At 59.1% G+C, this 26,497-nt stretch carries 25 protein-coding genes; 9 read left to right on the top strand and 16 right to left on the bottom strand.

The window, feature by feature from the left end; all coding sequences use genetic code 11:
- Positions 1–45: 45 nt before the first annotated feature.
- A complete protein-coding gene (locus tag D7241_RS05260; RefSeq protein WP_408100588.1) occupies positions 46–972 on the bottom strand; it encodes a DUF4880 domain-containing protein in 927 nt (308 codons plus the stop codon).
- Entirely contained in the window at positions 969–1,466 is a 498-nt protein-coding gene (locus D7241_RS05255; protein ID WP_408101191.1) for a sigma-70 family RNA polymerase sigma factor, read from the bottom strand. The genes D7241_RS05260 and D7241_RS05255 overlap by 4 nt, the downstream gene beginning before the upstream one ends.
- Positions 1,467–1,916: 450 nt before the next feature.
- Between D7241_RS05255 and D7241_RS05250 the strand changes: the two genes are divergently transcribed.
- Positions 1,917–2,363, top strand: a complete 447-nt coding sequence (locus D7241_RS05250; RefSeq protein WP_255981672.1) for a MerR family transcriptional regulator — start codon at positions 1,917–1,919, stop codon at positions 2,361–2,363.
- 94 nt (positions 2,364–2,457) lie between these two features.
- On the opposite strand, the gene D7241_RS05245 is transcribed toward D7241_RS05250, so the two are convergent.
- The gene (locus tag D7241_RS05245) at positions 2,458–3,462 is read right to left on the bottom strand and encodes an acetoacetate decarboxylase (ADC) (protein WP_408100587.1); all 1,005 of its coding nucleotides are present in this window, start codon (positions 3,460–3,462) and stop codon (positions 2,458–2,460) included.
- A 341-nt stretch (positions 3,463–3,803) separates the two neighbouring features.
- On the opposite strand from D7241_RS05245, the gene D7241_RS05240 reads away from it, so the two are divergent.
- A complete protein-coding gene (locus D7241_RS05240; protein WP_408100586.1) occupies positions 3,804–5,036 on the top strand; it encodes an NADH:flavin oxidoreductase/NADH oxidase family protein in 1,233 nt (410 codons plus the stop codon).
- A 23-nt stretch (positions 5,037–5,059) separates the two neighbouring features.
- Here D7241_RS05240 and D7241_RS05235 read toward each other — a convergent pair whose 3' ends face one another.
- Positions 5,060–6,376, bottom strand: coding sequence for a methyl-accepting chemotaxis protein (locus tag D7241_RS05235; RefSeq protein ID WP_408100585.1), 1,317 nt, complete (start codon positions 6,374–6,376; stop codon positions 5,060–5,062).
- A 189-nt stretch (positions 6,377–6,565) separates the two neighbouring features.
- Between D7241_RS05235 and D7241_RS05230 the strand changes: the two genes are divergently transcribed.
- The 3 genes from D7241_RS05230 (at position 6,566) to D7241_RS05220 (ending at position 9,199) form a co-directional block, all read left to right on the top strand.
- Positions 6,566–7,093 carry a DUF6152 family protein gene (locus D7241_RS05230; protein WP_408100584.1) on the top strand — a complete coding sequence of 176 codons (528 nt, stop codon included), beginning with the start codon at positions 6,566–6,568 and terminating at the stop codon, positions 7,091–7,093.
- Between the two features lie 10 nt (positions 7,094–7,103).
- Complete coding sequence (locus D7241_RS05225; protein ID WP_408100583.1) at positions 7,104–7,574, top strand: DUF2214 domain-containing protein; 471 nt, start codon at positions 7,104–7,106, stop codon at positions 7,572–7,574.
- Positions 7,575–7,933: 359 nt separating this feature from the next.
- A complete protein-coding gene (locus D7241_RS05220) occupies positions 7,934–9,199 on the top strand; it encodes an MFS transporter (protein ID WP_255981681.1) in 1,266 nt (421 codons plus the stop codon).
- 78 nt (positions 9,200–9,277) lie between these two features.
- Here the strand turns inward: D7241_RS05220 and D7241_RS05215 are convergent, their stop codons facing one another.
- Both D7241_RS05215 and D7241_RS05210 read right to left on the bottom strand, forming a co-directional pair.
- On the bottom strand, positions 9,278–10,114 hold the full coding sequence (locus tag D7241_RS05215) for an oxaloacetate decarboxylase (RefSeq protein ID WP_408100582.1): 837 nt from the start codon (positions 10,112–10,114) through the stop codon (positions 9,278–9,280).
- Positions 10,115–10,266: 152 nt separating this feature from the next.
- The gene (locus D7241_RS05210) at positions 10,267–10,476 is read right to left on the bottom strand and encodes a hypothetical protein (RefSeq protein ID WP_408100581.1); all 210 of its coding nucleotides are present in this window, start codon (positions 10,474–10,476) and stop codon (positions 10,267–10,269) included.
- Positions 10,477–10,831: 355 nt separating this feature from the next.
- Here D7241_RS05210 and D7241_RS05205 point away from each other — a divergent pair, with 355 nt between their 5' ends.
- The gene (locus D7241_RS05205; protein ID WP_408100580.1) at positions 10,832–12,469 is read left to right on the top strand and encodes an AMP-binding protein; all 1,638 of its coding nucleotides are present in this window, start codon (positions 10,832–10,834) and stop codon (positions 12,467–12,469) included.
- A gap of 286 nt (positions 12,470–12,755) precedes the next feature.
- Here the strand turns inward: D7241_RS05205 and D7241_RS05200 are convergent, their stop codons facing one another.
- From D7241_RS05200 to D7241_RS05190, 3 genes are all read right to left on the bottom strand, one after another.
- Positions 12,756–13,517, bottom strand: coding sequence for a TerC family protein (locus tag D7241_RS05200; RefSeq protein WP_408100579.1), 762 nt, complete (start codon positions 13,515–13,517; stop codon positions 12,756–12,758).
- Positions 13,518–13,698: 181 nt separating this feature from the next.
- The gene (locus tag D7241_RS05195; RefSeq protein WP_408100578.1) at positions 13,699–14,010 is read right to left on the bottom strand and encodes a hypothetical protein; all 312 of its coding nucleotides are present in this window, start codon (positions 14,008–14,010) and stop codon (positions 13,699–13,701) included.
- Positions 14,011–14,165: 155 nt separating this feature from the next.
- Complete coding sequence (locus D7241_RS05190; RefSeq protein ID WP_408100577.1) at positions 14,166–15,080, bottom strand: LysR family transcriptional regulator; 915 nt, start codon at positions 15,078–15,080, stop codon at positions 14,166–14,168.
- Positions 15,081–15,385: 305 nt separating this feature from the next.
- Between D7241_RS05190 and D7241_RS05185 the strand changes: the two genes are divergently transcribed.
- Positions 15,386–16,582 carry an MFS transporter gene (locus D7241_RS05185; protein WP_408100576.1) on the top strand — a complete coding sequence of 399 codons (1,197 nt, stop codon included), beginning with the start codon at positions 15,386–15,388 and terminating at the stop codon, positions 16,580–16,582.
- A 148-nt stretch (positions 16,583–16,730) separates the two neighbouring features.
- On the opposite strand, the gene D7241_RS05180 is transcribed toward D7241_RS05185, so the two are convergent.
- The 4 genes from D7241_RS05180 to D7241_RS05165 form a co-directional block, all read right to left on the bottom strand.
- Positions 16,731–19,019, bottom strand: a complete 2,289-nt coding sequence (locus D7241_RS05180) for a molybdopterin cofactor-binding domain-containing protein (RefSeq protein ID WP_408100575.1) — start codon at positions 19,017–19,019, stop codon at positions 16,731–16,733.
- On the bottom strand, positions 19,019–19,489 hold the full coding sequence (locus D7241_RS05175; RefSeq protein ID WP_408100574.1) for a (2Fe-2S)-binding protein: 471 nt from the start codon (positions 19,487–19,489) through the stop codon (positions 19,019–19,021). The genes D7241_RS05180 and D7241_RS05175 overlap by 1 nt, the downstream gene beginning before the upstream one ends.
- 138 nt (positions 19,490–19,627) lie before the next feature.
- Positions 19,628–20,404 carry a carboxymuconolactone decarboxylase family protein gene (locus D7241_RS05170; RefSeq protein WP_408100573.1) on the bottom strand — a complete coding sequence of 259 codons (777 nt, stop codon included), beginning with the start codon at positions 20,402–20,404 and terminating at the stop codon, positions 19,628–19,630.
- Between the two features lie 7 nt (positions 20,405–20,411).
- The gene (locus D7241_RS05165) at positions 20,412–20,891 is read right to left on the bottom strand and encodes a cupin domain-containing protein (RefSeq protein ID WP_408100572.1); all 480 of its coding nucleotides are present in this window, start codon (positions 20,889–20,891) and stop codon (positions 20,412–20,414) included.
- 485 nt (positions 20,892–21,376) lie between these two features.
- On the opposite strand from D7241_RS05165, the gene arsC reads away from it, so the two are divergent.
- Positions 21,377–21,790, top strand: a complete 414-nt coding sequence (gene arsC, locus D7241_RS05160; protein ID WP_408100571.1) for an arsenate reductase (glutaredoxin) — start codon at positions 21,377–21,379, stop codon at positions 21,788–21,790.
- Between the two features lie 131 nt (positions 21,791–21,921).
- On the top strand, positions 21,922–23,235 hold the full coding sequence (locus D7241_RS05155) for an arsenic transporter (protein WP_408101190.1): 1,314 nt from the start codon (positions 21,922–21,924) through the stop codon (positions 23,233–23,235).
- A 40-nt stretch (positions 23,236–23,275) separates the two neighbouring features.
- On the opposite strand, the gene D7241_RS05150 is transcribed toward D7241_RS05155, so the two are convergent.
- The 3 genes from D7241_RS05150 to maiA form a co-directional block, all read right to left on the bottom strand.
- Positions 23,276–24,472, bottom strand: coding sequence for an acyltransferase family protein (locus D7241_RS05150; protein WP_408100570.1), 1,197 nt, complete (start codon positions 24,470–24,472; stop codon positions 23,276–23,278).
- 168 nt (positions 24,473–24,640) lie between these two features.
- Positions 24,641–25,720: a 4-hydroxyphenylpyruvate dioxygenase gene (hppD, locus tag D7241_RS05145; protein ID WP_255981696.1), complete on the bottom strand. Its 1,080-nt coding sequence runs from the start codon at positions 25,718–25,720 to the stop codon at positions 24,641–24,643.
- Positions 25,721–25,851: 131 nt separating this feature from the next.
- Complete coding sequence (gene maiA / locus D7241_RS05140) at positions 25,852–26,487, bottom strand: maleylacetoacetate isomerase (protein ID WP_408100569.1); 636 nt, start codon at positions 26,485–26,487, stop codon at positions 25,852–25,854.
- Positions 26,488–26,497: the final 10 nt, after the last annotated feature.

Below are 26,497 nucleotides of genomic sequence, written 5' to 3'. Positions count from 1 at the left end.
AATATGCCCCCTAACCGGATGAGACGAAAAAGTCCGACAGCCTTTTTATGCCACCGGCACGATGCGCACCCACCAGCGCGTGCGCTCAATGATTTTCACCGGCAGCAGGTGGGTGATGTTGCGCAGCATCACGGAGGGTTCATCCAGGCGGAAAACCCCGGACAGGTGTAGCTCGGCCACCGTCTTGTCGCACCCCAGCCAGCCCTGCCGGTAGCGCCCTGCCTCGGCGACGAAGTCGCCCAGGCGGATATCGTTGACCACCAGCAGGCCACGCGCCCAGCCGAAAGGATCGAGCGGTCCCTTGCCCAGCGGGGTCATCTCGCGCGCCGACACGCCCAGCCCTTCACCGGCCCGCAGTCGGCGTTGCCCGAACTCGGCGAAAACCAGCACTTCGCCGCGCTCGACGCGGACCTCGCTGTAGCCATCCCGCTCGCGCAACAGCACCCGCGCCTGCTGTCCTTCACACCTGGCGAAACGACAGCGCGCCTGCCAGTGAGCGCCATCCACCAGCACTTCGCCGGAACGCAGCAGCAGTTCACGTCCGTGCACGTCCAGAGCGCTGTCCGTGTTGAGCAGGACCTCGACGCCATCGCCCACGTCCACCAGACGGCTTTCGCCGGTAGCCGTGGAGAGATCGGCATTCCAGGTCGGGGGTGTATGGGTTGCCAACAGCGTCGCGCTTCCCGCCGCCAGACCGAGGCCGAGCAATTTCAGCGTGCGTCGGCGACTCAGATCGGCCTCGGCGCGCTGCAGCAAGGGAATGGTGTGCGCGGCATCGGGCAACTGGTTGGCCTGGAACACCCCCCCCATCTGCTGCAAGCGTTGCCAGGCCAGTTGATGGTGCGCATCGTGGCGCAGCCAGTCCTGCAACTGCCGATGCAGCTCGGCATTCCCGGTGTTGGCACGCAGGCGCATCTGCCACTCGATCGCCTTACGCACGATGGGCTCGGGCAGACGCTCGGCCGTGCTCATTGTTCGAAACAAACGCGATAGCAGTGCAACAGGGCGCTGGCTACATGGCGCTCGACGGTGCGGCTAGAAACTCCCAACTCCAGCGCGACCTGGGCATGGGTCAAGCCGCCGAGCTGATACAGCAGGAAGGCTTCGCGCACAGCCGGCTTGAGGCCGTCGAGCAGCTGGGCGATGCGCTCCAGACACCGCAGCGCCTCATGGCGAACATCGGGCGAGGGATGGCTGGGCTCGGGCAACTGCGCCAGTGCCTCGAGGTAGGCACGTTCCAGCGCATCCCTTCGCCAGTGGTCGATCACCAGGCCGCGGGCGATACGCGCTAGTAGCGCGCGCGGCGCGCGGTCGCTGATCGGCTGGCCACGTACCAGCAAACGCAGAAAGGTGTCTTGCGCCAGGTCCGCTGCTTGCTGCGAACAGCCGACCGAACGTCGCAGCCAGCCATGCAGCCAGCCGTGATGCGTGCCGTACAGCACATCGAAAGAAACGACCGAATCCATTTCATGTAGCGACATGGCTCGCTCCAGACCACCACTGCAGAAAAGGCCATGGATGAGCACGGCGACCGCGCGCACCTTAATCGCGAATCATTCCCATTACAACCCCCCCCTTCCCTACCGCTCCAGCTAGTGTTGGTTGGCGGGCCGTATACGGAACCGGAGGTTTGCGCAGGCGTACACATCTGTATACGTTCATTCGAGCCGGTAGCCGCCGGAAATCGCGCATCGAGAACAAGGTTCCGATTCCAAGTGTCCGGTATCGGCCAAGAGCGGACATTGGTCATGCTGTTGAACGCTGTCATCACTCCCTTAAACTACGGCCGATCTTCAAGCAGTCTTCTACCCCCGATTACCACTTCTGTATCCGCTCTACGGGCCACTTGCCTGGCCGCGCTTCGACTGCAGGGTTAAAGTAAACTTTAATGCCAACGCCTTTCGAGAGTGTGGGAAATGAAAATTGGTGAACTGGCGAAGCTCAGCGGTCTGGCGGCTTCACGTATCCGCTTCTATGAGTCGAGCGGCCTGATCAAGTCGGTGGAGCGCAAGGCAAACGGTTACCGTGATTACGGCCCCGAGGCGGTGTGGATTCTGGAGATCATCACCGGCGCCCAGAACGCCGGCTTCTCGCTGGAGGAGATTCGGACTTTGCTGCCAGTAAGCGCCGATGCCTGGCAGCATGACGAGCTTCTGGATAGCCTCAAACGCAAGGTGTCCGAAATCGAAGTCCTGCAAAAGCGTCTGGAGCAGAACAAGGCGCAACTGCTCGTTGTCATCGAGGGTATCGAAACCAAACCCGAAGGAATGCGCTGCACCGAGAATACGCAACGGCTGCTGAACCGCTTTCGCGAAGACGGAAAAGAGGAAAAAGCGACGACAGCACGCTCGACCCAGGCCTGATTTGCATCTGCGACGCGATCAGCGCAGGTACGCATCCCAGGCCAAAAAAGCCAGGCCGTGACGGCCTGGCTTTTTTACTGGAATCCGCATGGACTCAGTCGCGCTCCAGCATGGCCGTCAAGGGTTCGGGGGCATACAAGGCGCTCTGGAATTCGGGAACGTATTCATACTTCATCATTTTTCCCAGACCCAGCGATTCAATGTAGCCGGACAGGCTTCCACCGCTCAGCATGAGCTTTACCGAGTCTTCGTTTGAGCTGGACGCATGGCGTTGTTGGCGTGAAACCGCATAGCCATAGGCCAACTCCCCATCGTGACCGATATTGGTGAAGCTGTTGGTGACCATGTCGATCTCATCCGAGAGATCGCTGAGTTTCTCGCCTTCGAAGGTGACGTCGACTTTGCCTGTTTTCTGGTCGATGAGTTCAAAGACCACCGACTTGTCGGTTTCCCTGAAATTGATGCCGGTCAGCCACTTGGGCAGGTTATAGCCCACCACGCCCCTGACTTCGGCCAGCTCCGTATTCACTGGGAGCTTGAGCACATAGCCCCAGAAGTCCTTGGATATGGACTGACCGATCAGCGTGACGGGTCCCAGGTTCGAACGACCGGGCTTGTTGGTGACGATCGATAGCGCGATCTCGTTGTAACTGTCGTTGTCGCAGTATTCGTAGGCATAGGCGGTGAATGCGACCAGCCCACGGCCGGGCCATACTTGAAGCGGCCGGACTTCTTTCAGAACCTCGGCGGGCATGAGTTCCCTCAGCCGGTCTATGTCTGCCGTGAAGACGGCCGTCACTCTACTGTTCTTGTAGTAGAAGTTGGGCGAATAGGACTCGAAGCCCATGTCGACCTTGGTTTTCTTCAGCTCTTTGAACCAGCTCAGGTCGATGCCCGGAGCCTCGGCGGCGATCACCGACAGCGGCGGGTTCGATTGATAGCGGTCATACAGCCCACCCGCCGCCACGCTCACTTCGCGACCGCCAAGGTTGGTCTTGCCGTCGCGTTGCGCGGCCTCGAGAGGCGCCTCCGCCCATGAGGGAGCTGTAGCAGCACTCAGGAGCACGCCTGTTATCACCACAATATTTCCGAGTTTCATTCTCTGTCTCCGCTTGCGCTATGGCTGATATGCGAGCAGAAACCAAGTTATCTGCGTCGCACTGGCACACCTCTAGTGGCCAGCTGCGCGCACCCTAACGTTTAACTAAACTTTAAGGTCAAGCGTATCGATAGGGACTTTTGGGGGCTTATTCGTTGCGATTCATGTCAGCCATGCAGCGCCGTTCATGGCGCTGGGCTGTCGGATGCACCGCATCGCTTTCGGCTCCTGCCCGGCTCTTTGAGTCTGGAACAGCGGTCTGCCTCAGCCGCAAAGAAGGCCTTGACATTAAAGTCAACTTTAATCTTAAGGTCGCTCCACATCACACGAGGTAGTCATTCATGAGCGTTTTCGACGGGTTGATCCTCCCCAACGGCTCCAGCATTGCGAACCGTATCGCCAAGGCCGCCATGGAAGAAAACATGGCCGACGACAACCAGGCGCCGTCCGAGAGGCTGATGCGCTTGTATCAGGCCTGGGCCGATGGCGGTGCCGGCCTGATCATCTCGGGCAACGTGATGGTCGATAGCCGCGCCATGACGGGCCCCGGCGGCGTGGTGCTGGAGGATGACAAGCAGTTGGATAAGTTCAAGCGTTGGGCCCGGATCGGCCGCTCCAAGGGCGCGCAGTTCTGGCTGCAAATCAATCATCCCGGCCGCCAGATGCGCGCCAATCTCGGGCAGAAGACTTGGGCGCCGTCGGCGGTACCGCTGAATCTGGGCAAGATGTCCAAGCACTTCGACACGCCCAGCGAGATGACGCCGGAGGTCATCGACGAGGTAGTCCGACGGTTCGCTCGCACCGCCCGCCTCGGCGAGCTGGCCGGCTTTACCGGTGTGGAAATCCACGCGGCCCATGGCTACCTGCTGAGCCAGTTCCTGTCACCCCTTACCAATCAACGAACGGATGAGTGGGGTGGTTCCCTCGAGAACCGAGCCCGCCTTCTGCTGGAGATCCTCAGAGCCGTGCGGGCAGAGGTTTCACCGAGTTTCTCGGTTGCCGTGAAACTCAACTCCGCGGATTTCCAGCGTGGTGGTTTCAGTGCCAAGGATGCCGAGCAGGTAGTGAGGCTGCTCAACAACCAAGATGTCGACTTGGTCGAGTTGTCAGGCGGAAGCTATGAAGTTCCTGCCATGCAGGGCGAAGCCCGCGACGGTCGCACATTGGCGAGAGAAGCCTACTTTCTGGAGTTCGCCCGTGATATCCGGAAGGTCGCGAAGATGCCCGTGATGGTCACGGGAGGCATCCGCCGTCGACCGGTGGCTGAGCAGGTAATCAATAGCGGTGTCGATATGGTCGGCATCGGCACGGCCCTGGCCATCGATCCGGCTCTGCCGCGCGATTGGCATCTCGGCAAGAACAGCGCCCCACAGCTGCCACCCATAACCTGGAAGAATAAGGCCCTGGCATCGCTGGCTAACATGGCGGTCGTCAAATTTCAGTTGAGCAAACACAGTCTGAACAAGACCCCCAACCCGAAGGTATCTCCATGGCGAGCACTGATCATGCAGCAAATGGCCAACGCCTCGCGTACTCGCCAGTACCGGCGCTGGATGGCGCAACGCGCGCATTGACTGCCGCTGAACCTGCCCCCATCTTAAGTCTTGAGCTGGCTGGCGAACTGGCCCACCGCGTTCACGACCCGCTTCGCGCCGTCCTGAATTTCGACGATGACTGCGCCCGCTTGGTTGGCAAGTTCCAGACCGTCTTCGGCCTGGTTGCGACTGGCCGACATGCTGTGTACGGCGGCTTGCGCCAGGTCCTGGTTCTTTCCTACAACGCCAACGATTTCACTGGCGGCTTTGCTGGTTCGTGCCGCAAGCTGCCTGACTTCGTCTGCCACTACCGCAAAACCTCGACCCTGGTCGCCGGCGCGTGCCGCTTCGATCGCCGCGTTGAGCGCCAGCAGGTTGGTCTGGTCGGCAATGTCGCTGATGGTTTTCAGGATCGCACTGATCAGTTGCGATTGCTTGTCCAGCGCCTCTATACCATTGGATGCTTGTTGTATCTGCACTGCAATCTGGCGCATGACGTTTACGGTCTGCTGCACCACTGCCGCGCCTCGCTGGGCACTGAGGTCGGTCTGTTGTGAAGTGCCATAGGCGATGGTCGCGGCTTCGGCGACTGCCATTTCGCGGTTGACCTGATCGGTAATCACCGTGGCGAACTTGATGACCTTGTACAGCTTGCCGTATGCATCGAGCACCGGGTTATAAGACGCCTCGAGCCAGACGACACGACCATTGGCGTCGATGCGTTTGAAGCGTTCTGCGATGTATTCGCCGCGGTTTAGACGGATCCAGAATTCGCGATATGCCGCGGAGTCGCTTTCCTCTCGCTCGCAGAACATGCGGTGATGCTTACCTTTGATCTGCTCCAGTCGATAGCCCATGCCTTCGAGGAAGCGATCGTTCGCGTTCAGTACATGGCCGCTCAGGTCGAATTCGATTACTGCGGTCGAGCGCCTGAGCGCACTGATCACACTTTCATGCTCGCGAGACGCAGCGATCGTGCGGGTCAGATTACTGGCACAGAGGGCAAAATGCTGCAATGACCCATCCGAGCGCTTGATTGGCTGCCAGATCGAGCGAAGCCAGGCTTCCTCTCCGTTCGCCTTGAGTAGCCGGAACGCGCCATTTATATGCTCGGCCCGTTGCATTGTCATCTTCAGGCTTGCGTAGTTGGGCTCCCTGCGAAATTCATCGGAAAAGAAGCTATCGATTGGACGACCAACGAGCTCATCGAGTTGATAGCCCATCTCACTGAGGAAGAGCGGATTGGCATGCTGAACCCGGCCCTGCGGGTCGATCTCCATGATCATCAACTCTCTGTACAGCGAATCCTTTATTTGCCGATTGGTCGCGACTTCCTCGCGCATTTCGGCCAAGTCTCGTTTTAGCTTTCTGTTGAACATGTCTGATACCGATGAAGGGAAAAAAGCAAATACTCTACAAGACCCTCGGATCGTACAGGTTTCCGGCCAATTAATTGTACAAATATTCTTGATATAGGCATCAGCAGCGTTCTGACCAGCGCCGACCAACCGCCGAAAAACAATTACCAACCCGCTCAGCACGAAGGTGCCGATGCAGCTCCACAGATTTTGCAGTTTGAAAACAAGCAGGTAGCCCAGCAGAAACCGGGAACTGCGTTCAATGTGCCGAACTCTCATTTATCTAGTCAGCAAAGGAGCATGGTTATGTCGGTATCAAGCGAAAACCGAACCGCCACCCGATCAATCACGGCGCGCGATGCTGCGCAGCGTATGGTCTTAGTGCTTGGCGTCACAGCGATGGTGCTGTTTACAACGCAGGCCTTCGCTCATCACGGTTGGGCCTGGGCGGAAGAAGAGCAGTCGGAATTGAAGGGCACGATTACCGAGATTTCGATGGCGCCACCTCATCCGGTCTTGCGCGTAAAGGCTCAAGACGGTCGTTTATGGCGAGTCGATCTGGGGAATCCGAACCAGACGCAACGTTCCGGCTTCACCGGCGATACCGCTAAGGAGGGAGATGACATCACCGTCCTCGGCAACCGCACCAAAGAGCCGAACGAAGCGCATATGAAAGCCGTGCGCATTACGGTCGGCGGCAAGCAGTACGACATGTACCCGGAACGAATCAAGGAATGACGACACGGCGATGACTGTTTTTCTGCAGTCGATTGCTGGCTGGCCCGGTGCCGTCTTCCTGCAGGAGTACTGGATAGCCTATCTGGTCGTCAATGCAGCTCACATCCTTGGCATAGGGCTACTTCTAGGCGCGATCCTGCCGCTCGATTTGCTCCTTTTGCGTTCAATGCACGGACGGGATCTGCCGGTCCTTGGCCCCTTTCTAGTACGCGCAGCGGCAACGGGCACGACACTTGCGGTGATAACGGGGCTTTGGTTGTTCTCAGTGAAGCCAGCGGAGTACGTAGAGAATCCAGCCTTTCTCTGCAAGGCCGCGCTGTTAGTGCTGGCGATCTGTAACATCGCACTCCAGCATCACGGCGAGCGCTTTGATGCCGCCCTGTGCGGCCAGCCAACTGTCCGAGTTCGCGCCCTGGCCGCCGCATCCGCCATTCTTTGGCTTTCGATCCTCATAGCTGGCCGCTGGATCGGCTTTGTCTGAGACGAGGATATCGCGAGCAGTTAGCGGCGCCACCAATTGCGACTCTGCCAGCGCTATCAATATTCCAGCAGAAGGTTTTTTCATCTGGCCGTCCGTATGGGCTCTCGTAAGCAGCAGTTTGCTCGCTGCGACGCGGCTTATGTCTGTGCCTTTGCTGTTTGCAAGCCCTATGCTGTTGCGGACCTTATGGCCAATTGGTAGTCCCTGATCTTCCGCCGGCGCGGCCGCTTCTGCCGAATCAGCCTCATGGCGAATCTGAATGGTTGGAATATTCCTACGAAGAATACTTAAGGTCGGACGCAGGATTGTTTGCTAGTTTCGGCTCAGCAACTTAGGAATCCATTTCAGAGGTGCGATCTGTGTCTTCATCCCTTCGAAAAGGTAGCTGGTATCACGGCTGGAACATCGTCGCTGCTGCCACGGTCCTTACGCTGCTGACAGTTGGGATGCGCCTCGGGATCGGGCCATTTTTCCTGCCAATGGCGGAAGATCTGGGCTTTAGCCGTAGTCTTCTGGCCACTATCGTTGGGGTTGGCATGCTGTTCTATGGCCTAGCGATGCCTCTGGCGGGATACTTGGTGGGGGTCATTGGAACACGCTCCGTGCTGTTGCTCGGAACGGCCATAGTTGTTGCCTCAACGATATGGACGGTCGTTGCGCGTACGCCTTTCACCTTTTTACTGTCATTCGGTGTGCTGCTCTCGATTGGTCTTGCGTTCACCAGCCCAGTGGCGCTGACGCCGGTCATTAGTCGCTGGTTTACTCGGCAACGTGGTATGGCGTTGTTCTTTCTGTCCACTGGCTCAATGGCTGGTATGGCGGTACTGACGCCGCTGCTGACGCTGTCTATTACGTTATTTGACTGGCAAACCACCCTTGTTGGCTTCGCTATTACATTCGCTGTAGTAACCGTGCCAGCAGCCTTGTTCATCATGAAGGACGAGGTGCCGCAAAACTCAGATCTGCTTCCCGCAACACCTGGTTCTGCGCCCCCAGCTAACAATGCGGCGCCTGTGGAGCTCACGTTCGGTGCCGCTATGCGCACGTCGCCTTTCTGGAAAATCGTGCTCGGCCTGTTCGCATGTGGGTACAGCATGAATCTTCTTGGAACTCATGGTGTGCCTATGCTCATGGATCACGGATTCGATGCCATGACGAGTTCCTACGGCATCGGGCTTATCGGCCTCGTGGCCATTGCCGGAACACTGGTACTGGGTCGACTGTCCGACCGGCTCCCTCGACGGAACATCCTAGGGGCGATTTACTTCATCCGGGGCCTGGGATTCTTTGCGCTGCTGCTGGTGGGGACCCATTGGGAGCTGTACATCGCGGCGGCCATTGGAGGAATGGTGTGGGCGGGCAGTATCGCAGCTTCGTCGGCCATACTCGCGGACGTCTATGGCGTGCGGCTGGTCGGTGTGATGTACGGAACGGCTTATTTAGGCCATCAGGTCGGGGCCATGATCAGCTCTTGGCTAGGCGGGTGGGGGTTCGAGCAGTTCGGTACCCATTGGCTCGCCTTTGGTAGTTCAGGTGTGCTGCTTTTGATTGCCGCAGTGGTTTCGCTAAAGCTGCCGTTGAAGGGATTCACTTTGCCGCAGCCGGTAACGGTTGCAAAAGCCTGAGCCGGCGCGTTTCCGAAGCGTAGCAACCTCCTATGGCGCACCCACACTGAGCGGCGCGCCATATTGCCCAATGCGACCTCAGCGAGGGGTTGTCGAACCGAACAGTTTGTTGAGCTCCGCACCCGAGGGCGTATCGATAAATCCATCGAATCGACCCTGTTCACTCATCGTCCGGGCCGCGGTGATAAAACCGCCCCAAGCTGCTCGGGCCAAGGCACCGCCGACGCTGATTCGCCTCACGCCAAGATCGGCCAGATCTTGTACCGACAAGTCACTGGCCCAGCCGATGAGGACGTTCACGGGTTTTGGTGCTACTGCGCTGACAACCGCCTGAATTTCTTCCCGCGTCTTGAGGCCAGGCGCATACAAACAGTCTGCTCCGGCGTCCGAATAGGCGAGCAAACGCTCGATGGTATCGTCCAGATCGGGGCGACCCACGAAGTAGTTTTCTGCGCGCCCGACCAAGAGGGTATCGCCGCCATTTGCATCGATAGCTGCACGGGCTGCCTGCAAGCGCTCCACGGCTTCCGATTTGTCTCTCAACGGCTGTTTTGGGTCGCCTGTCGAGTCTTCAATCGATAGACCGGCCACACCGGTATCGACCGCCATGCTGACACTTTCGAATACCTCCTCGGCGGTGAGTGCATAACCGCTTTCGAAGTCGGCATTGATAGGAAGATCGCTGATGGCGGCCATGTAACGCATATGACTCAGAGTATCGAAGCGGGATAACTGACCGTCAGCTTGTGCTTGCGACCACGCATAGCCAGAACTGGTAGTCGCTAGCGCTTTGTAGCCGAGCGTCTCCAGGATACGGGCACTGCCCGCGTCCCAGGGATTGGGTAGCAAAAAGCACCCTGCACGATGCATTTCAGTAAATACCGCTCGTTTTTCTGTAGCTGTGAGTCGAGCCATGGCGCCTCCAAGGGGACGGAATCTACCGGTATTCGTTGGGGCAGTAAGCCGAATCACATTATTACAGTAGTGCAGGATCTGTGGCTCATCGCGATAGGCCTGTCCGAACAAAAAGCCCAGCGCAAAGGCTGGGCTCGGTTTCTCTGAACAGATCAAGGAAGCGGATTGCCAAGACCCGGCTCGTTCGGGTCGGTGTCTGGCGATCTACTTGGCTGCTCTGAAGGTTTTGTGCCATTGCCGGAACCTGGCTGGACATCCGGATTATCGGTAATGAAGTCAGGTTCAGGGGAATGGCTGGGGTTCTGGCCCTGCCCCGGCACGGGCTGCTGGTTATGGGGTCTATCGAGCGGATCGATACTCATGGATCACCTCCGATTTAGCCGTGAATGGCTCAAAGATTCGAGGCCGTTCTGGTCGATTAGTGCTAGCCGCGTGTCACTTGGCGGTAAGCGCATCTCCTCCATGTAAACCGATCCAGACTGCCTGGAAGAAGGCAACAAACCTGCAGGGCTGAGTCAACCACACCGAAAAGGTCTGGGTGCCAGCTCTGACCAAACATGCTCGGCGACTGGCATGCACCGCCCTGCCCCAACGAATCGCCAAGCCCGCGACATTTGTCCAAACCGCTCATCCAGATTGGTGGCTTTTGCCATTGTTGCGTGGGCCATGCAGCGCCAATATCCGGAGATCCAATAACAAGAAACCCAGGAGCCAGCCATGCGCGATCATGCAACTGCGGCCAGTGAGTTCGATTACGATCAGACAGTCTCATCCATCCTTGCCGGCGACCTGTCCGCCATGAATGCCTGCGTTGAGTGCTGCGACCGCCATGCAGACTCAGACAAAGTTGCCCTGATCTGGGAAGGCCGCGATGGCCAGCGAGCCACCTGGACCTTCGCGCAACTCAAGGAAGCTGCGGCGCGCTTCGCCAATCTCCTGAACAGCTACGGCATAAAGCCGGGCGATACCGTCGCCGGTCTTCTGCCGCGCACACCGGAGTTGCTGATCACCATCCTAGGCACCTGGCGCATCGGTGCCATCTATCAGCCGCTGTTCACTGCATTCGGCCCCAAAGCGGTCGAGCATCGCATCAAGGAATCCGGCGCGAAGATTGTCGTCACCGACACTACAAACAGCGAGAAGCTGGACGCCATCGAAGCCGCGCCACGCCGCCTGGTCGTAGGTGACAGTGCTGATGATTTCTGGACCCAGGTGAATCGCCAGTCGGCCGAGTTCGAGCCGGTGCTGCTGGGCGGCGAAGCACCCTTCCTCGCGATGTTCACCTCGGGCACCACAGGGCCGGCGAAACAGCTGCATGTGCCGCTCAAGGCCATCGTCGCCTTCGTCACCTATATGCGGGATGCGGTGGACTTACGGCCCGATGACAACTTCTGGAACATCGCCGATCCGGGCTGGGCATATGGGCTGTACTACGCCGTCACCGGACCGCTCGCCATGGGCCACAGCACGCTGTTCTACGAAGGTGGCTTCACTGTCGACAGCACGTGCCGCGTCGTCAGCGAATACAACATCACCAACATGGCGGGCTCACCCACTGCATTCCGCCTGTTGCTGGCAGCCCGCGACGAGGTGGAAGGCAAGATCAAGGGCCGCTTGCGCGCCGTGAGCAGCGCCGGCGAACCGCTCACGCCCGAGGTCATCCGCTGGTTCAAGAGCGGCCTCGGCTGCACTATCCACGACCACTACGGCCAGACCGAGCTCGGCATGGTGCTGTGCAACCACCATGCGCTGAGTCACGCCGTCAACATCGGTACGGCGGGCTACGCCATGCCCGGGCACCACGTCGTGGTGCTCGACGATCAGCAACGCGAACTGGAACCCGGCACGCCTGGCATGCTCGCGCTGGACCGCCAACGCTCGCCGCTGCTCTGGTTCGCGGGCTATGTGGGCACCAAGACCAAGGCCTTCGTTGGCAATTACTACCTGAGCGGCGACACGGTGGAACTGAATCCTGACGGAAGCATCAGCTTCGTGGGCCGCGCAGACGATGTGATCACCACGTCCGGCTACCGCGTCGGCCCCTTCGATGTGGAAAGCGCCCTGGTCGAACATCCGGCGGTGATCGAAGCGGCGGTAATCGGCAAGCCGGATCCAGAGCGCACCGAACTGGTAAAAGCCTTCGTTGTGCTGCATGCCAGCCAACAGGGCGACAAGGCGCTGGCCGAACAGCTGCAACAACATGTGCGTCAACGCCTGTCCGCCCATGCCTATCCGCGCGAGATCGAGTTCGTCAGTGAGCTCCCGAAAACCCCGAGCGGCAAGATCCAGCGATTCCTCCTGCGTGACCGGGAAAAGACAGCGCAGCAGGCACCGGCGGCGGTGGCTAACTGCTGAAGCAGGCATCTCGACGCGGCAGCGTCCGGCTATTGCCAACCTGCGGTATCGGATTGTGGCGTGACGGAGCTACGCGGCCCATAGGGGCCGCGTCTTTTTTGTCGGAAGGTTGTGTGGAACTGTGGGGCGACTTTCCCGAGCGCCTCGCGATGGCCACCGAACGAAGTCATTGCTTACGACCGCCTCGGCTTTGGTCGCTCCGCGCCGCACCCCGGCGGCTGGTCGAGTAGTTTCGGAAAAGCATGTGGCTAACGCTGGGTTCCCCGCTACGCCCAGCACGCGCATCTTAGATAGTTGAGTTTTGCTGCTTTCGTTTTGCGCGCCGGGACAACATGTTAAGCACCTCAATACCCGCTGAGAACGCCATGGCTGCATAGACGTAGCCCTTGGGAACATGGGCACCGAAGCCTTCGGCAATAAGGGTCATACCGATCATCAGCAAGAAACCCAGGGCAAGCATCACGACTGACGGGTTGTCGTTTATGAACTTAGCTAGCGGATTGGCGGCAACGAGCATAACGGTGACCGCAAATATTACGGCGATAACCATGATCGGGACGTGCTCAGTCATCCCTACAGCGGTGATGATACTGTCGATGGAGAACACCAGGTCGAGCACCAGAATTTGCGCAATTGCAGCACTGAAACCCATCGTCACCGCGTTCTCCAGCGGCTTGCCTTCGAACATGTCACCGCCAGGCGTGGGGTCCATACTGTGGTGGATTTCCTTGGTTGCTTTCCACAGCAGAAACAGACCTCCAGCGATCAAGATCATGTCTTTCCAGGAAAAGGCGTTGCCCATCAGCTCGAAAACAGGCTCGGTTAGCTGAACAATCCAGGCCACGGTTCCTAGCAGACCCAACCGCATCACCAGCGCCAGGCCAATACCGATGCGCCGTGCACGCTCCCGCTGATTCTCGGGGAGCTTGTTGGTCAAGATCGAAATGAAGATGAGGTTGTCGATGCCGAGCACCACCTCCATGGCGATCAGCGTGGCCAGGGCCACCCAGGTGGTGGGCTCGGAAAATAGCAGTAGAAGCGATTCCATTGAGAAACTCGGATTGTGGCTAGTTAGGGCCTGTGATGGCGCTTAATGGGCCTGCAAATCACATCCATATCAAACACTGCTAGGACGATGGTTGCGGGCTTGATCTGTTTTAACCTTTTCACATAACGACGCTACGCGGAGCAACCCTTTAATCAGGCGACTGGAAGGTAGCTTGGGAAACTCAGGTTTCGATGGCTGACTTGGGGCTGGCTATTATCGGCTGCTCTGAATCGACTTCGTCAGGTTGTACGTCCTCTTCAGGCTGCACCAATGGCTTGCCTAAAAATTCGTTGGTTGATTGCTGAAAATCATCCACTTGTTTATTGAGCTCATTGACTGTGCCGCTGATAGCTTCTCGCGCTACATCCTGAACAGCTTGTTCCGCTTTTTCAGCCAAACGTTGAGCAGACTTTTCTGCTGCATCACAGCCTGTAAGGCTAATAAGCAAAGCGCTTGCTCCAAGCAGGTTGATGATTGTCGCTAGCGGTTGCATTCGGGTTCTCCGTAACGGGGTGGCCGTGGTCTACCTATTAAATCAGTATGTTGCGGCATGCACTTACGGGCAATCATCGCTGAATCCTAATGTTTGCGAAATGCGTCCGCCTGGGCATTCTGGCAACTACCGAGGCGCGCGAAACTGGCCATGTCCTAGCGGCGTTTAGGCGTGCCTGGTGTTGCGACACGCAGCGCGTCGGCAACCAGCGTAAACGCCGGTGAGGGCTGCTTCCGGCTTGGGTAGTACAGATAGAAACCCTCAAACGGCGCGCACCAGTCTTCCAGCACTCGTACGAGCTGACCTTCCTCGATGTGCGGGGCAAATTCGTCCTCGGGGAGGAACGCAATGCCGAGTCCTTCGAGCGCCGCGAGAACGATGTGCGGTGTGCTGTTGAGAACGATCTGGCCATCGACACGGACATTCAACTGCTGGTCCCCGCGCTCGAATTCCCAAACATATAACCCGCCATGCGTAGGAAACCGCATGTTGATACAGCGGTGTGTCGTGAGATCGTGCGGCGTTTTTGGCATGAGGTTTTTGACGAAATAGGACGGTGATGCAACTGCCGCCATGCGCAGTTTCGGACCAATCGGTACCGCGATCATGTCCTTGTCGATGGTGTCGCCCAAACGCACACCCGCGTCGAAGCGATCCGCCACGATGTCTCTAAAGCCGTAATTGACGTCGAACTCGACCTTGATGTCAGGAAACTCCAGCAGCAAAGGGGTGATTTTCGGCAGCAATGTGGTCCGCAGAACATGATCGCCGCAGGTGATCCGCACCGTCCCCGCTGGCTTGTCGCGCATCTCCGTCAGCACGTCCAATTCCGCTTCGATCTCGTCGAAGCGATGACCAATGGCTTGTAAAAGCCGTTCCCCCGCCGTCGTGGGCGAGACGCTACGCGTTGTGCGTGTGAGCAGCCGAATCCGAAGGCGTTTTTCCAGGCCACTTATTGCCTGACTGAGCGCCGACTGCGTGACACCCAGCTGCGCGGCGGCACGCGTGAAACTGCCTTCACGGGCAACAGTGACGAAGGACAAGAGATCGTTGAGGTTGCGTCTGACCATAGGCTTTAGTTTCGCATGGATGATTGATTAGCATGCCTTATATAGTCTTTAAGGATTAATAAGCTAATAAGGCAAACAATGTTCCACGACAATGCCTGCCTGCATGAGGATGTCAGTTCATGCCCGGCTTTGCCGCTTGCCTTAAGGGACTCTGATGTTGGTTGGCAGCTCGGGGCCTGGCTGGCGGCATCCAATCCAATCCAATCACTAACAGCGTTGCCATCAGCGCTTCGACCGCCTGTTCGTTTTCCGACCTGCACCAGGAAACCCCCGAATTCATGACAACCTCAGTATATGAGGCCCCTATGGGCGATACCGACCCGGCTTTAGAGGCTGGGAACCACCCCGCCCACTGGAGCGGCGTCTTTGCGATGACTCTGTGCGTGTTCGCACTGGTCGCCTCGGAGTTCATGCCCGTCAGCCTGCTGACACCGATGGCGGCGGATCTCTATGTCACCGAGGGCATGACAGGGCAAGGCATCGCGATCTCCGGCGCATTCGCGATGGTGACAAGCCTGTTCATCTCCGCTCTCGCCGGAAGCATGAACCGCAAGACGCTTCTGCTGGCTCTAACAGCAATGATGGGACTATCTGGCGCGATCGTCGGCCTGGCTCCGAACTACTTCGTCTACATGGTAGGCCGCGCGCTGATTGGCGTGGTCATTGGCGGGTTCTGGTCCATGTCGGCAGCCACTGCCATGCGGATGGTGCCAGCACACCATGTTCCGCGCGCTCTGGCCATCTTCAACAGCGGCAACGCGCTGGCCATGGTGGTGGCTGCGCCATTGGGGAGTTACCTGGGTTCGATCATCGGTTGGCGAGGCGCCTTCTTCTGCCTAGTTCCCGTGGCGGTGATCGCGCTGACCTGGCAATGGATCAGCTTGCCCTCCATGCGGGTCGGTCATCGCAGCGACAACTCTGGGAATGTCTTCACCCTCTTCCGCAATCCGGTGGTGACCCTGGGCGTGCTCGGTGTCGGCGTGTTCTTCATGGGGCAATTCACGCTGTACACCTACCTGCGACCATTCCTGGAGACGGTGACGCGGATGGACATTTCCACGCTCTCGCTCACGTTGCTGGTGATCGGCATCACGGGATTTATCGGCACCACAATCATCGGCACGGTGCTCAAGCGGGGCTTCTACCAGACACTGATTGGAATACCGGTTCTGATGGCCGCGATCGCCGTCGCGTTGATCGCCTTTGGAGACTGGACGGCCGTCGTCGTTTCGCTCCTCGGGCTTTGGGGATTCATCGCCACCGCAGCGCCCGTGGGATGGTGGAGCTGGGTGCCCAAGACATTTCCGGGCAACGCCGAGGCTGGCGGCGGGCTGATGGTGGCTGTCGTCCAGCTATCGATAGCCCTGGGCTCAACGCTGGGCGGTTTGCTCTTCGACGCGAGCGGTTACCAGAGCACTTTCCTGGCGAGCACAGCCCTGCTACTGCTCGCAACCTTCCTGATTTTCCTGACATCCCGCTCGGAAGCGAAGCGAATCGCCTGATGCAGCTCGCGCATCAGGCGCTGCAACACCGGAGTGCCGCCCAGAAAGGCATCGAGCTTGTGCGTACCGCCGGACTGAGCAAAGCGCAGACCCCGACCGGCGACCTAACACGATCACAATGGGTTGACTGGCGCTCCGACACAGAGACTTACACCACCTTGCGCACCGGCAGGCTGCGCACGCGCTTGCCGCTGGCGGCAAAGATCGCGTTGCACAGCGCCGGTGCGACCGGCGGCACCGGCGGTTCACCCACGCCGCCCGGCGGCAGATCGTAGTTGTCATTGACCAGGTGGGTGCGGATCATCCGCGGCGAGGCGTTGTGGCGCAGCACTTCGTAGTCGTGAAAGTTGCTCTGCTTCACGCGGCCTTTTTCAAAGGTAATTTCGCTGGTGAGCGCCAGGCTCAGCCCCATGATGGCGCCACCTTCCATCTGCGCGCGAATGCGCTCGGGGTTGATCTGCGGGCCGCAGTCCAGCGCCATGTCCACGGCCAGTACGCGCACCTCGCCCTTCTCGTCTACAGCTACCTCGACAACGGTGGCCGTGTAGCTCATGAAACTGTAGCAGAAGGCCAGGCCCAGGCCATGCCCCTCGGGCAGCTCTCGGCCCCAGCCCGCGCCGTGCGCGGCGGCCTCGATCACACCGCGCAGGCGGCCGGTGTCGTAGGGATAGCGCTCGGGCGACTCGGAGTAGTTCCATGTGTCGCCCAAGGTGCCAGGGTCGATCTTGCGTGCCGGCCCGATCAGATCGAGCGCAAACTGCATGTGATCTTTACCGGCGCGGTGCGCCAGCTCGGCGATGAAGCACTGCGCGGCAAAGGCATGTGGGATATTGGCCACCGAGCGGAACCAACCGATGCGTGCGTGGGCAGGCACTTCGGCGGTTTCGACCCGCACGTTTGCAATCCGATAAGGCATGTTTATGGCCGACATCGCAGACTCAAAGATCTGCTGGCCCTTCGCCCCTTCGGTGAACAGCGAAGCAATCGTGGGTGCGGCGCTGCGGTGCAGCCAAGACTGCACCTGTCCCTTTGTGTCGATGACGGCCTCCAGTCGCTCGCTGGAGACGGTGTGCAGATAGTCGTGGTGAATGTCGTCCTCGCGTGTCCACACCAACTTGACCGGCGTACCGTCGGGCATGGCCTGAGCAACAATGGTGGCCTCATCGACAAAGTCGGGCTTGGACTTGCGGCCAAAGCCGCCACCCAGCAGCAGCACATGGACCCGCACATTCTCGGGCTGGAGCTTGAGGCGTGCGGCTACGGCATCTTGCGCGGCGACCGGATTCTGGATCGATGTCCAGACCTCGGCGCTGCCGCTTTGGATCCGCACGGTGGCTACCGGCGGTTCCATGGACGCATGGGCCAGATGCGGTACGTAGTAATCGGCAGCAAAGCGCTCGGTTTCGGGGGCATTCCCCCAGGCCTGAGCCGCGTCGCCCTGATTGCGCACGACCTTGCCTGACACCCGCGAAGCGGCCTCCAGCGTCTGACGGTAGGCCGCGGAATCGTAGGTGCCGTTGGGGCCGTCGTCCCACTCGATCTCCAGCGCGGCGCGGCCCTGCATGGCCGACCAGGTATTACGCGCAACCACGGCCACGCCGCCCAGCGGCTGGAAGCCTGGCGCGCCCTCGAAGGCGGGGACTTCCACCACCTTCAGCACGCCAGGCACCGCCAGCGCCTTGGTGCTATCCACACGGTGCAACTTGCCACCCACCACGGGCGGGCGCGCAACTACCGCGTAGACCATTCCGGGCAGGTGCATGTCCATGCCATAGGTGGCCTGGCCTTTTCCGATGGTTTCCAGATCGACCGCCCGCACCTCGCCCTTTCCGATATAGCGGAAGTCAGCACGCGCCTTGAGCTTGAGTTGGTCACCGCTGGGTACGGGCTGGCTGGCCGCCTCGGCCGCCAGCTCGCCATAACTCAGGCGACGGCCCGTGGGCTGATGCACCACTTCGTGCTGAACTGCTCTGACCTCGGAGATAGGCACGGACCAACGCGCAGCAGCCGCCGCCTCGAGCATCTGACGGGCCGCCGCACCCGCTTTGCGCATGGGTAATAAGAAGTGCCGCATGCTGCGCGAGCCGTCAACGTTCTGGTTGCCATAGCGGGTCTCGTTGGCTTCTGCCTGCACGACTTTCACCCGATCCCAGCTCGCCTCCATTTCGTCGGCGACCACCATCGGCAAGCTGGTGCGCACGCCCGTGCCCATCTCGGCGCGATGCGCCACGATAGTGACGGAGCCATCCGCTGCAATGGAGACGAAGATCAGCGGATCGTCCACCGTACCGCCGGGCATGGAGTCTGCGCCATATTTCTGAGCGGCGGGATCAGCAGCCCAGACGGTAGAGATCAGTCCTTTGGCCGTCACGGCAAGCGTCAACAGGCCAAGGCTGCCTTGAAGGAATACGCGCCGAGAAAGTTGGCTAGTGGTCATCACACATCCCCCTGCACAAGATGACTCGCCGCTTGCTGGATAGCGGCGCGAATGCGCGGATAAGTGCCACAGCGGCAAATGTTGCCGCTCATGGCATCGTCGATCTGCTTCTCGGTGGGGACTGGGGTGGTTTTGAGCAGGCCTACGGCCGTCATGATTTGCCCAGCCTGGCAATAGCCGCACTGGGCGACGTTGTTCTCAACCCAGGCTTGCTGCACCAGTTGACCGACGCGGTCGGTCTCGACACCTTCAATCGTGGTGATGGCGCGGCCAGCCACTGCCGAAACGGGGGTGATGCAGGCGCGAATTGGCGAGCCGTCGACATGTACCGTGCAGGCGCCACATAGCGCCATACCGCAGCCAAACTTGGTGCCAGTCATGCCAAGCTCATCACGCAGCGCCCACAACAGCGGCATGTCGTCTGGAACATCGATATTTTTGGCTTGGCCATTGACTTGAAGCCTTGTCATGAGGAACTCCTGTAGTGGCATGCGTATAACGCAACGCCTGTGACAACGGGGATATGACTTGTTAAACGAGCCCTGCGATTTTCTCGGAAAACCGCCTCGATAATTTATTACCGATAAGACGTTACGACCTTGCACATGTCAGTTGCCGGGCTTCGCGATGGCAAGTTGGCGCTCCAGAGCCTCGCGAGCACGCTGAGCGCTTTGGGCGTCCACGCGATCGGCAAGTACATCTGCAAGTTGGCGCAATTGCTGCTGCGTCAAGCCCACGTTCATACCGATGCGCATATGCGCTTGCAATTGTGCTTCGGCACCTTGGAGCGCGGCGAGCATGCTGACGGTGGCGAGCTCGCGGCTTTGCCAATCGAGGTTGTCGCGCTCGAAGATGTCACCGAACAAGTGCGTCTTCAGGTATTCATCGATAGCGGGCGCGAATTCGAACAGCGGCCCTTTGACCGGCGCTCCCGACAGCTTGGTCTGGTTGGCGGTGCCGGCGTCAAGCAGCGCTTTGCCCTCCGGTATGTCGCGGCTCGGCTCACTTCCAGGCTCATCCTGAGTCCCGCTCTGCTTCCTTTTTTCGAGGACTTTCATCAGCTCCCCAAGCGCGTTTAGGCTTCGTGGAAAACCCGCGTAGGCGTACAGCTGCACCAACACTTCCCGAGCGTCGCTTACAGTCATGCCGGCGTCCAGCCCCTGATTTAAAGCCTCCCTCAGATCGTCCATGTCGCCAGCGGCAGCATGCGCTGCGATTGGTACGATGGCGCGCTGACGCGCATCGAGTGTCTCGGAGATGTTAGACGCAGAGGTCTGAGTGCTCATGCTTTCGGGCTCCTGGGTACTGGCGGCGACATTGCTGACGACAGCCGCTAGGCTCATGCTCAAGGCGATCGCCAAGCCACAGGCTTGGCGACGTTTCATGCCTTGTTCAGCGGGCGTCGTATTGCTCATCGGTGACTTTCTCCATCCAATTGACGTTTTTGCCATCGACCGTGCCAGTGACCGCGAGGTGCGTCATGGCCGTGGTTGGCGAGGCGCCATGCCAGTGCTTGACGCCTGGAGGGCACCAGACGACGTCGCCCGGCCGAATTTCCTGAATGGATTTGCCCCACTCCTGCGTACGGCCTACACCGGAGATCACTACTAGTCGTTGCCCAGCAGGATGGGTGTGCCATGCCGATCGCGCCCCGGGCTCGAACGTCACCAGGCCACCCGACGCATTGATGTGGTCATCAGCTGGCCAAACCGGATCGATTCGCGCCTGCCCAGAGAAATAATCGGCGGGCCCGGCAATTGACGCTTGATCACCAGCTCGGGTGATCTGTTGCGATTTCGAGGTCTCGGCAGAGGCCACGGCAGCATGCAAGGCAAAGACGCCCCAACCAATCTTTGCAATAAAACGGTTCATCAGTGCTCTCCTCGATAATGATCGGGCGCAGCATTCGCCGTGGTCGCGCCGGATAGGTACTGCTCGTCGGTAACGTACTCCAGCTACTCGACTCTTTTGTCGTCAAGGCCTCTGAACGTCGATATAGGTCGTTTTGAGAGGCCGGAGCTCGCCAGCGATATGTATGGGCTCAAACGGTTTGTCCCCGGCATGGCGCCGTAGGCTGCGACAAGCAAATGAACCCGTTCTTCTTAGAGTCTGCGGAAGAAGCACAACGGCGACTAGATAACCAATACAGAAGGACGTAATAAGCTGTGCTAATCAATTGCATGTAAGGCGCTGCTACGCCGAGGCGTTGCCAGGACCTGAAGCGGCTCGACGAGTTAGGCTCCCGCGCTGATCGGGTCGCTGCGTGTCTAGGAGACGCGCCTTGATCGTCATTGGCGCTGCTCGTACCCTTTTTTCACCTATCCGCACTGAAGCCACATCATTGGAGCTTTGGAAGAATGATTTCACTGATCTACCACAACCCTGCCTGCGGCACTTCTCGCAATACCCTCGCGATGATGATTGCGTCAGGCGAAGCACCACAGGTGATCGAATATCTGAAGTGCCCGCCTACGCGTGAAAAACTGGAGGAACTGATCGCCGCCATGAACATCGCACCACGCGATCTGCTGCGCCGCGAGGGCACGCCCTTCGACGAGCTGTGCCTGGACGATCCGGCGCTGAGTGACGAACAGATCATCGACGCGATGATGGCCCACCCGATCCTGATCAATCGGCCCATCGTCGTGACCGAACTGGGCACTCGCCTGTGCCGACCATCAGAACAAGTGCTAACGCTACTGCCCAAACCGGTGCACGTCTTCACTAAGGAAGATGGCGAAGTGGTAAGGCTTGCCGACCAGGCGCGCTGATCCTGCTGGAGGCCGGTTCGAAACTCACATCGCCCGCCTCGACTTATTGTTCACCAACGTACCAAACTACCAATCCCGCAGCTGACCGGCACCCATGTCGACCGCGTGGACTGTATTCGTGAATGGATTATCTGATGCTCGCGTTCGTCATCTTTATCGCCACGCTGATTTTCGTGATCTGGCAACCCAGGGGCCTTGGCATCGGCTGGAGCGCGTTGGCCGGAGCCGTGGTGGCGCTGGCCACCGGCGTGGTCGGCTTGGCCGATGTTGCGGTCGTCTGGGACATTGTCTGGGATGCCACCTTTACCTTCGTCGCGCTGATCATCATCTCGTTGATCCTCGACGAAGCCGGCTTCTTCGCCTGGGCGGCGCTGCACATTGCCCGCTGGGGTGGTGGACGTGGGCGTCTGTTATTCCCGCTGATCATCGTTTTGGGCGCGATGATCGCCTCACTGTTCGCCAACGATGGAGCGGCGCTGTTGCTGACGCCAATCGTGTTGGCCATTCTGCTTCGGCTCGACTTCAGCCCGGCGGCAGCGCTGGCGTTCATCATCGCCACCGGCTTCGTCGCCGATACCACGAGTCTTCCGCTGGTGACCTCCAATCTGGTCAATATCGTGACCGCCAACTATTTCGGCATCTCGTTCTCGCGCTATGCGCTGGTGATGGTGCCGGTCAACCTCGTGTCGCTGCTGGCGACGCTGCTGGTCGTTGGGCTCTACTTTCGCCGGGAGATTCCGCGCAGCTATCCGGTCGACCGACTGGAAGATCCCGCCTCGGCCATTCGCGACCATCAGGTGTTTCGAGCCGCCTTTCCGTTGCTCGGCCTGTTGCTGGTGTCGTTGTTCGTGACGGCACGCTGGGGTATCCCCATTGCGTTCATCATGGGTACTGCTGCGCTGGTATTGATGGCCATCGCCGGGCGCTGGCTATCGTTCGGCAGGGGCCACGTCGTGTCCATGCGAGCCGTGCTGACCAACGCGCCATGGCAAATCGTGCTCTTCTCGGTCGGGATGTATCTGGTTGTCTACGGGCTGGGCAACGCATGGCTGACGGACTGGTCCGCCGGCGTACTGGCCTGGTTGAGTCTGCAAGGCGATTTCATCGCAACCTTGGGTACCGGCTTCGCGGTCGCGATTCTGGCATCGATCATGAACAACCTGCCCGCCACACTGATCGGCGCGCTGGCTATCGATCAGGTTCAGGTGGCGCCGCTTACTCAAGAGCTGATGATCTACGCCAACGTCATCGGTAATGACCTGGGCCCGAAGTTCACGCCCATTGGCAGCCTGGCTACCCTGCTCTGGTTGCATGTATTGGCAGGCAAAGGCCACCGCATCACCTGGGGCGCGTACGTCAAGGTGGGCTTGATCATCACGCCACCGGTATTACTGCTGACACTGATGGCGCTTGCGCTCTGGCTTCCGCTGGTTTCGGCCAACTAACTAGTCGCCAGACGCCTGAGCCGCCTGGCGATGCACCAAGCTAGTCCCGGTTGACGGAAGCGCCAGCGCCAATGCGCAGAGATCTAATGTTCGTGTAGCGCTTTAGGCGCAAGGCTGGCGCCTCGACCAGCCGCCACGACAAAACCGCAAAACACAGCGTGATCACCATGCTCGAAAGCGCGAGCACGGCCAGGTCTATATCGGCACCAACCCAGTAAATGAGCAACTGCTGCACTGGGAAGCCAAAGATGTACATGCCGTAGGAGAAATCGCCGTGGTTGCCGAAACGCGCGATCTTTGGCAGCCGCGCGTAAGCGATGTAAATCACCAGATACGGCAGCGTGAACATGTGGACGACGAACCAGGCGGAGCTACCCAGTGCCAGCACAGACGCCGCCAGGAACAACAATGCAATGCGGCCGTCCCAGCGAATCTGGTTCTGGTAGAGATACAGCGCAGCGCCGCCGTAGAAGAAAAGTCCCAGACGGAACAGCTTGAGGATGGTTACGCTTTCGACGCCTAGTGCCGGCAGAACGAAGAAATGCCCGACCATCAACACGCCCAGCCCAAGCACGACCATATGCCGCTTGAGCAGCTTCAGCGCCCCCAGCAGCAGCACGCTGCAGTACATCATGCCTTCCAGGGGCAGCGTCCAGAACGATCCGTTGACCACTTCGGGGAATGGGTTGTTAGCAAATACCCCCGGCAATTCGTACCGGGTCATCAGAAATAGGTTAGTCAAAAAAGCCGCGGTCTTACCGTTGCTAAAGTATTCGCCTAGCGGTAGCGGCGTAGTTAGCGGACCGATCACCAGCAATGCGAATACCACCGCAAAGGCCAAACCCGGAAAGATGCGTAGGGCTCGTTTTAGGATAAAGCTGACGTTGCTGCTGCCGTGCAAATAGGAAGCAGTGATCAAGAAGCCACTGATCACGAAAAAGACATCTACCGCCATGTCCGCCACATCGGTACCGCCAGTCAACGGACGAAACGGTTCTTCTGAAAGCCGCCCAGTCAGCCAGTAGCAGTGCCCCAACAGGACCATCGTTGCTGCGACGAAGCGTAAAAAATCGAAGTTATTGTCCCGAACGCCTAATGACAGTTTCTGCATTCCTCGCCCCATCGTGATTGTTATGTCTTCCCTGCCGATCCGTTTGATACTCATCGACCTTTTCTTTGGTACGTTTTTTCGAAAACAGCCGAAGAAATCAGTTCCAAAAAAATGTCCTTTGGCCATCACGCACGTTCTGCAGGGTTCACGGTGGTGGTTTCGGCTGAGAGGCAGACGAAAATCGATACAACTTAATCTAGGCACCGGCGCGCGAGGTCTCACGCGCTGGTGTAACCATATAAAGAGCTGACTAGTCACCCATAACGGCAGCCGAAGCCAGCGGCAGCCAGTGGATCAGTCAGCGGTGCTGAGCACACCGCGCTGAATCTGGTCGCGCTCGATGGATTCGAACAGCGCTTTGAAGTTGCCCTCGCCGAAGCCGCTGTCGCCCTTGCGCTGAATGAACTCGAAAAACACCGGGCCCAGTAGCGTGCCGGAGAAAATCTGCAGCAGCAGGCGCTGCTCGCCGTTCTCCGAGGCGCCGTCGAGCAGGATGCCACGCGACTTCAGCTCATCGACTGGCTCACCGTGATTGGGCAATCGGCCTTCGAGCATTTCATAGTAGGTTTCCGGCGGTGCGGTCATGAACACCGTGCCGCTGGCCTTCAGTTTGTCCCAGGTCTGGATCAGGTCATCGGTGAGGAAGGCCACATGCTGGATGCCCTCGCCGTTGAACTGCATGAGGAATTCCTCGATCTGCCCTGCCCCCTTCGACGACTCCTCGTTTAACGGGATACGGATCATGCCGTCCGGCGCGGTCATGGCCTTGGAGGTCAGCCCGGTGTATTCGCCCTTGATGTCGAAATAGCGGATCTCGCGGAAGTTGAACAGCTTCTCGTAGAAGTCTGCCCAATAGGCCATGCGGCCGCGATATACGTTGTGGGTCAGGTGATCGATGATCTTCAGCCCGGCACCGACCGGATGCCGATCGACGCCTTCGAGGAAGACGAAATCGATGTCGTAGATCGAGCTGCCTTCGCCGAAGCGGTCGATGAGGTACAGCGGCGCACCACCGATGCCCTTGATCGCCGGCAGGTGCAGCTCCATCGGCCCGGTGGGCAGTTCGATGGCCTGAGCACCTAGTTCCAGCGCGCGTGAATAGGCCTTTTGCGCATCCTTCACGCGGAACGCCATGCCACACACAGACGGGCCATGCTCGGCGGCGAAATAGGCGGCGACGCCTTTGGACTCGCGGTTAACAATGGCGTTGATCTCGCCCTGACGATACAGCGCTACATCCTTCGAACGATGGTTGGCGACATGGGAGAAGCCCATGCTTTCCAGCACCGGCTCGATGACGTTTGGGGTGGGCGAGGCAAATTCGATGAACTCGAAGCCCATAAGGCCCATTGGGTTTTCAAACAGGTCGGCCATGATTGGCTCCTTGACTGGCTGTGCATTGGATAGGGATGACGTGAGGACACGTCAGCCCGGCGGCGCACAGGAAATCCCCCGAACGCTGCGACCAAGGTGATCGCCCAGGGTCAATCGAAAGCCTAGAATTTTCATGCCCGCGGCGCGTCCGGCTGAACATCTGGATGAGCCTGCTGGAACGCCGGATGCGCCAGCGCCAGGCGCTCGACGCGAAGGATGCGGGGCAACGCGCTCAGGTCGACATTGAAACGTCGCGCCGCGTAGAGCTGCGGCAGCAGATATACATCGGCCAGACCGGCCTCGCCGAAGCAGTAGCCTTCATCGCCGATCAAAGCTTCGACCGCTTTGAGGCCCTCACCCACCCAGTGTTCGATCCACGCCAGCACTTCGTCCTCACCAATCTGCAATCCGCGTAGACGATTGAGCACCGCCGCGTTGTGCAGCGGGTGAATATCGCAACCGATTAGCGCAGCCACCGCGCGATGCCGCGCACGAGCCATGACGTTTTGGGGCAGCAGTGCCGGCTCGGGATATTGTTCTTCCAGATATTCGAGGATCGCTGGCGACTGAATCACCCGCTCGCCCTCGTCGGTGCAGAGCGTCGGCACCCTGCCCTGCGGATTCAGCGCGAGATAAGCCGGCTGGCGGTGTTCCCCGCCGTCACGAATGAGATTGACCGGCACAGAGCGGTAATCCAATCCCTTCAACGCTAGCGTGATACGCACCCGATAGGATGAGGTGGACCGGTAATAAGTATGTAATTCCATCATCGTTGCA

Origin of the sequence: Stutzerimonas sp. VN223-3 (genome assembly GCF_045999685.1) — a bacterium.
Taxonomy (GTDB): domain Bacteria; phylum Pseudomonadota; class Gammaproteobacteria; order Pseudomonadales; family Pseudomonadaceae; genus Stutzerimonas; species Stutzerimonas stutzeri_AR.
Note: the sequence above shows the minus strand (reverse complement) of the source record. Positions and strands in the feature narration are given on the sequence as shown.

Excerpts from the sequence above, each read along its gene's own strand:
- D7241_RS05255 (WP_408101191.1), bottom strand. The coding sequence starts at position 1,466 with ATGGATTCGGTCGTTTCTTTCGATGTGCTGTACGGCACGCATCACGGC.
- D7241_RS05150 (WP_408100570.1), bottom strand. The coding sequence starts at position 24,472 with ATGGCCAAAGGACATTTTTTTGGAACTGATTTCTTCGGCTGTTTTCGA.
- maiA (WP_408100569.1), bottom strand. The coding sequence starts at position 26,487 with ATGGAATTACATACTTATTACCGGTCCACCTCATCCTATCGGGTGCGT.
- D7241_RS05250 (WP_255981672.1), top strand. The coding sequence starts at position 1,917 with ATGAAAATTGGTGAACTGGCGAAGCTCAGCGGTCTGGCGGCTTCACGT.
- D7241_RS05215 (WP_408100582.1), bottom strand. The coding sequence starts at position 10,114 with ATGGCTCGACTCACAGCTACAGAAAAACGAGCGGTATTTACTGAAATG.
- D7241_RS05210 (WP_408100581.1), bottom strand. The coding sequence starts at position 10,476 with ATGAGTATCGATCCGCTCGATAGACCCCATAACCAGCAGCCCGTGCCG.
- D7241_RS05180 (WP_408100575.1), bottom strand. The coding sequence starts at position 19,019 with ATGACCACTAGCCAACTTTCTCGGCGCGTATTCCTTCAAGGCAGCCTT.
- arsC (WP_408100571.1), top strand. The coding sequence starts at position 21,377 with ATGATTTCACTGATCTACCACAACCCTGCCTGCGGCACTTCTCGCAAT.
- D7241_RS05260 (WP_408100588.1), bottom strand. The coding sequence starts at position 972 with ATGAGCACGGCCGAGCGTCTGCCCGAGCCCATCGTGCGTAAGGCGATC.
- D7241_RS05165 (WP_408100572.1), bottom strand. The coding sequence starts at position 20,891 with ATGAACCGTTTTATTGCAAAGATTGGTTGGGGCGTCTTTGCCTTGCAT.
- D7241_RS05245 (WP_408100587.1), bottom strand. The coding sequence starts at position 3,462 with ATGAAACTCGGAAATATTGTGGTGATAACAGGCGTGCTCCTGAGTGCT.
- D7241_RS05175 (WP_408100574.1), bottom strand. The coding sequence starts at position 19,489 with ATGACAAGGCTTCAAGTCAATGGCCAAGCCAAAAATATCGATGTTCCA.
- D7241_RS05190 (WP_408100577.1), bottom strand. The coding sequence starts at position 15,080 with ATGGTCAGACGCAACCTCAACGATCTCTTGTCCTTCGTCACTGTTGCC.
- D7241_RS05200 (WP_408100579.1), bottom strand. The coding sequence starts at position 13,517 with ATGGAATCGCTTCTACTGCTATTTTCCGAGCCCACCACCTGGGTGGCC.
- D7241_RS05225 (WP_408100583.1), top strand. The coding sequence starts at position 7,104 with ATGACTGTTTTTCTGCAGTCGATTGCTGGCTGGCCCGGTGCCGTCTTC.
- D7241_RS05185 (WP_408100576.1), top strand. The coding sequence starts at position 15,386 with ATGGGCGATACCGACCCGGCTTTAGAGGCTGGGAACCACCCCGCCCAC.
- D7241_RS05195 (WP_408100578.1), bottom strand. The coding sequence starts at position 14,010 with ATGCAACCGCTAGCGACAATCATCAACCTGCTTGGAGCAAGCGCTTTG.
- hppD (WP_255981696.1), bottom strand. The coding sequence starts at position 25,720 with ATGGCCGACCTGTTTGAAAACCCAATGGGCCTTATGGGCTTCGAGTTC.
- D7241_RS05240 (WP_408100586.1), top strand. The coding sequence starts at position 3,804 with ATGAGCGTTTTCGACGGGTTGATCCTCCCCAACGGCTCCAGCATTGCG.
- D7241_RS05235 (WP_408100585.1), bottom strand. The coding sequence starts at position 6,376 with ATGTTCAACAGAAAGCTAAAACGAGACTTGGCCGAAATGCGCGAGGAA.
- D7241_RS05170 (WP_408100573.1), bottom strand. The coding sequence starts at position 20,404 with ATGAAACGTCGCCAAGCCTGTGGCTTGGCGATCGCCTTGAGCATGAGC.
- D7241_RS05205 (WP_408100580.1), top strand. The coding sequence starts at position 10,832 with ATGCGCGATCATGCAACTGCGGCCAGTGAGTTCGATTACGATCAGACA.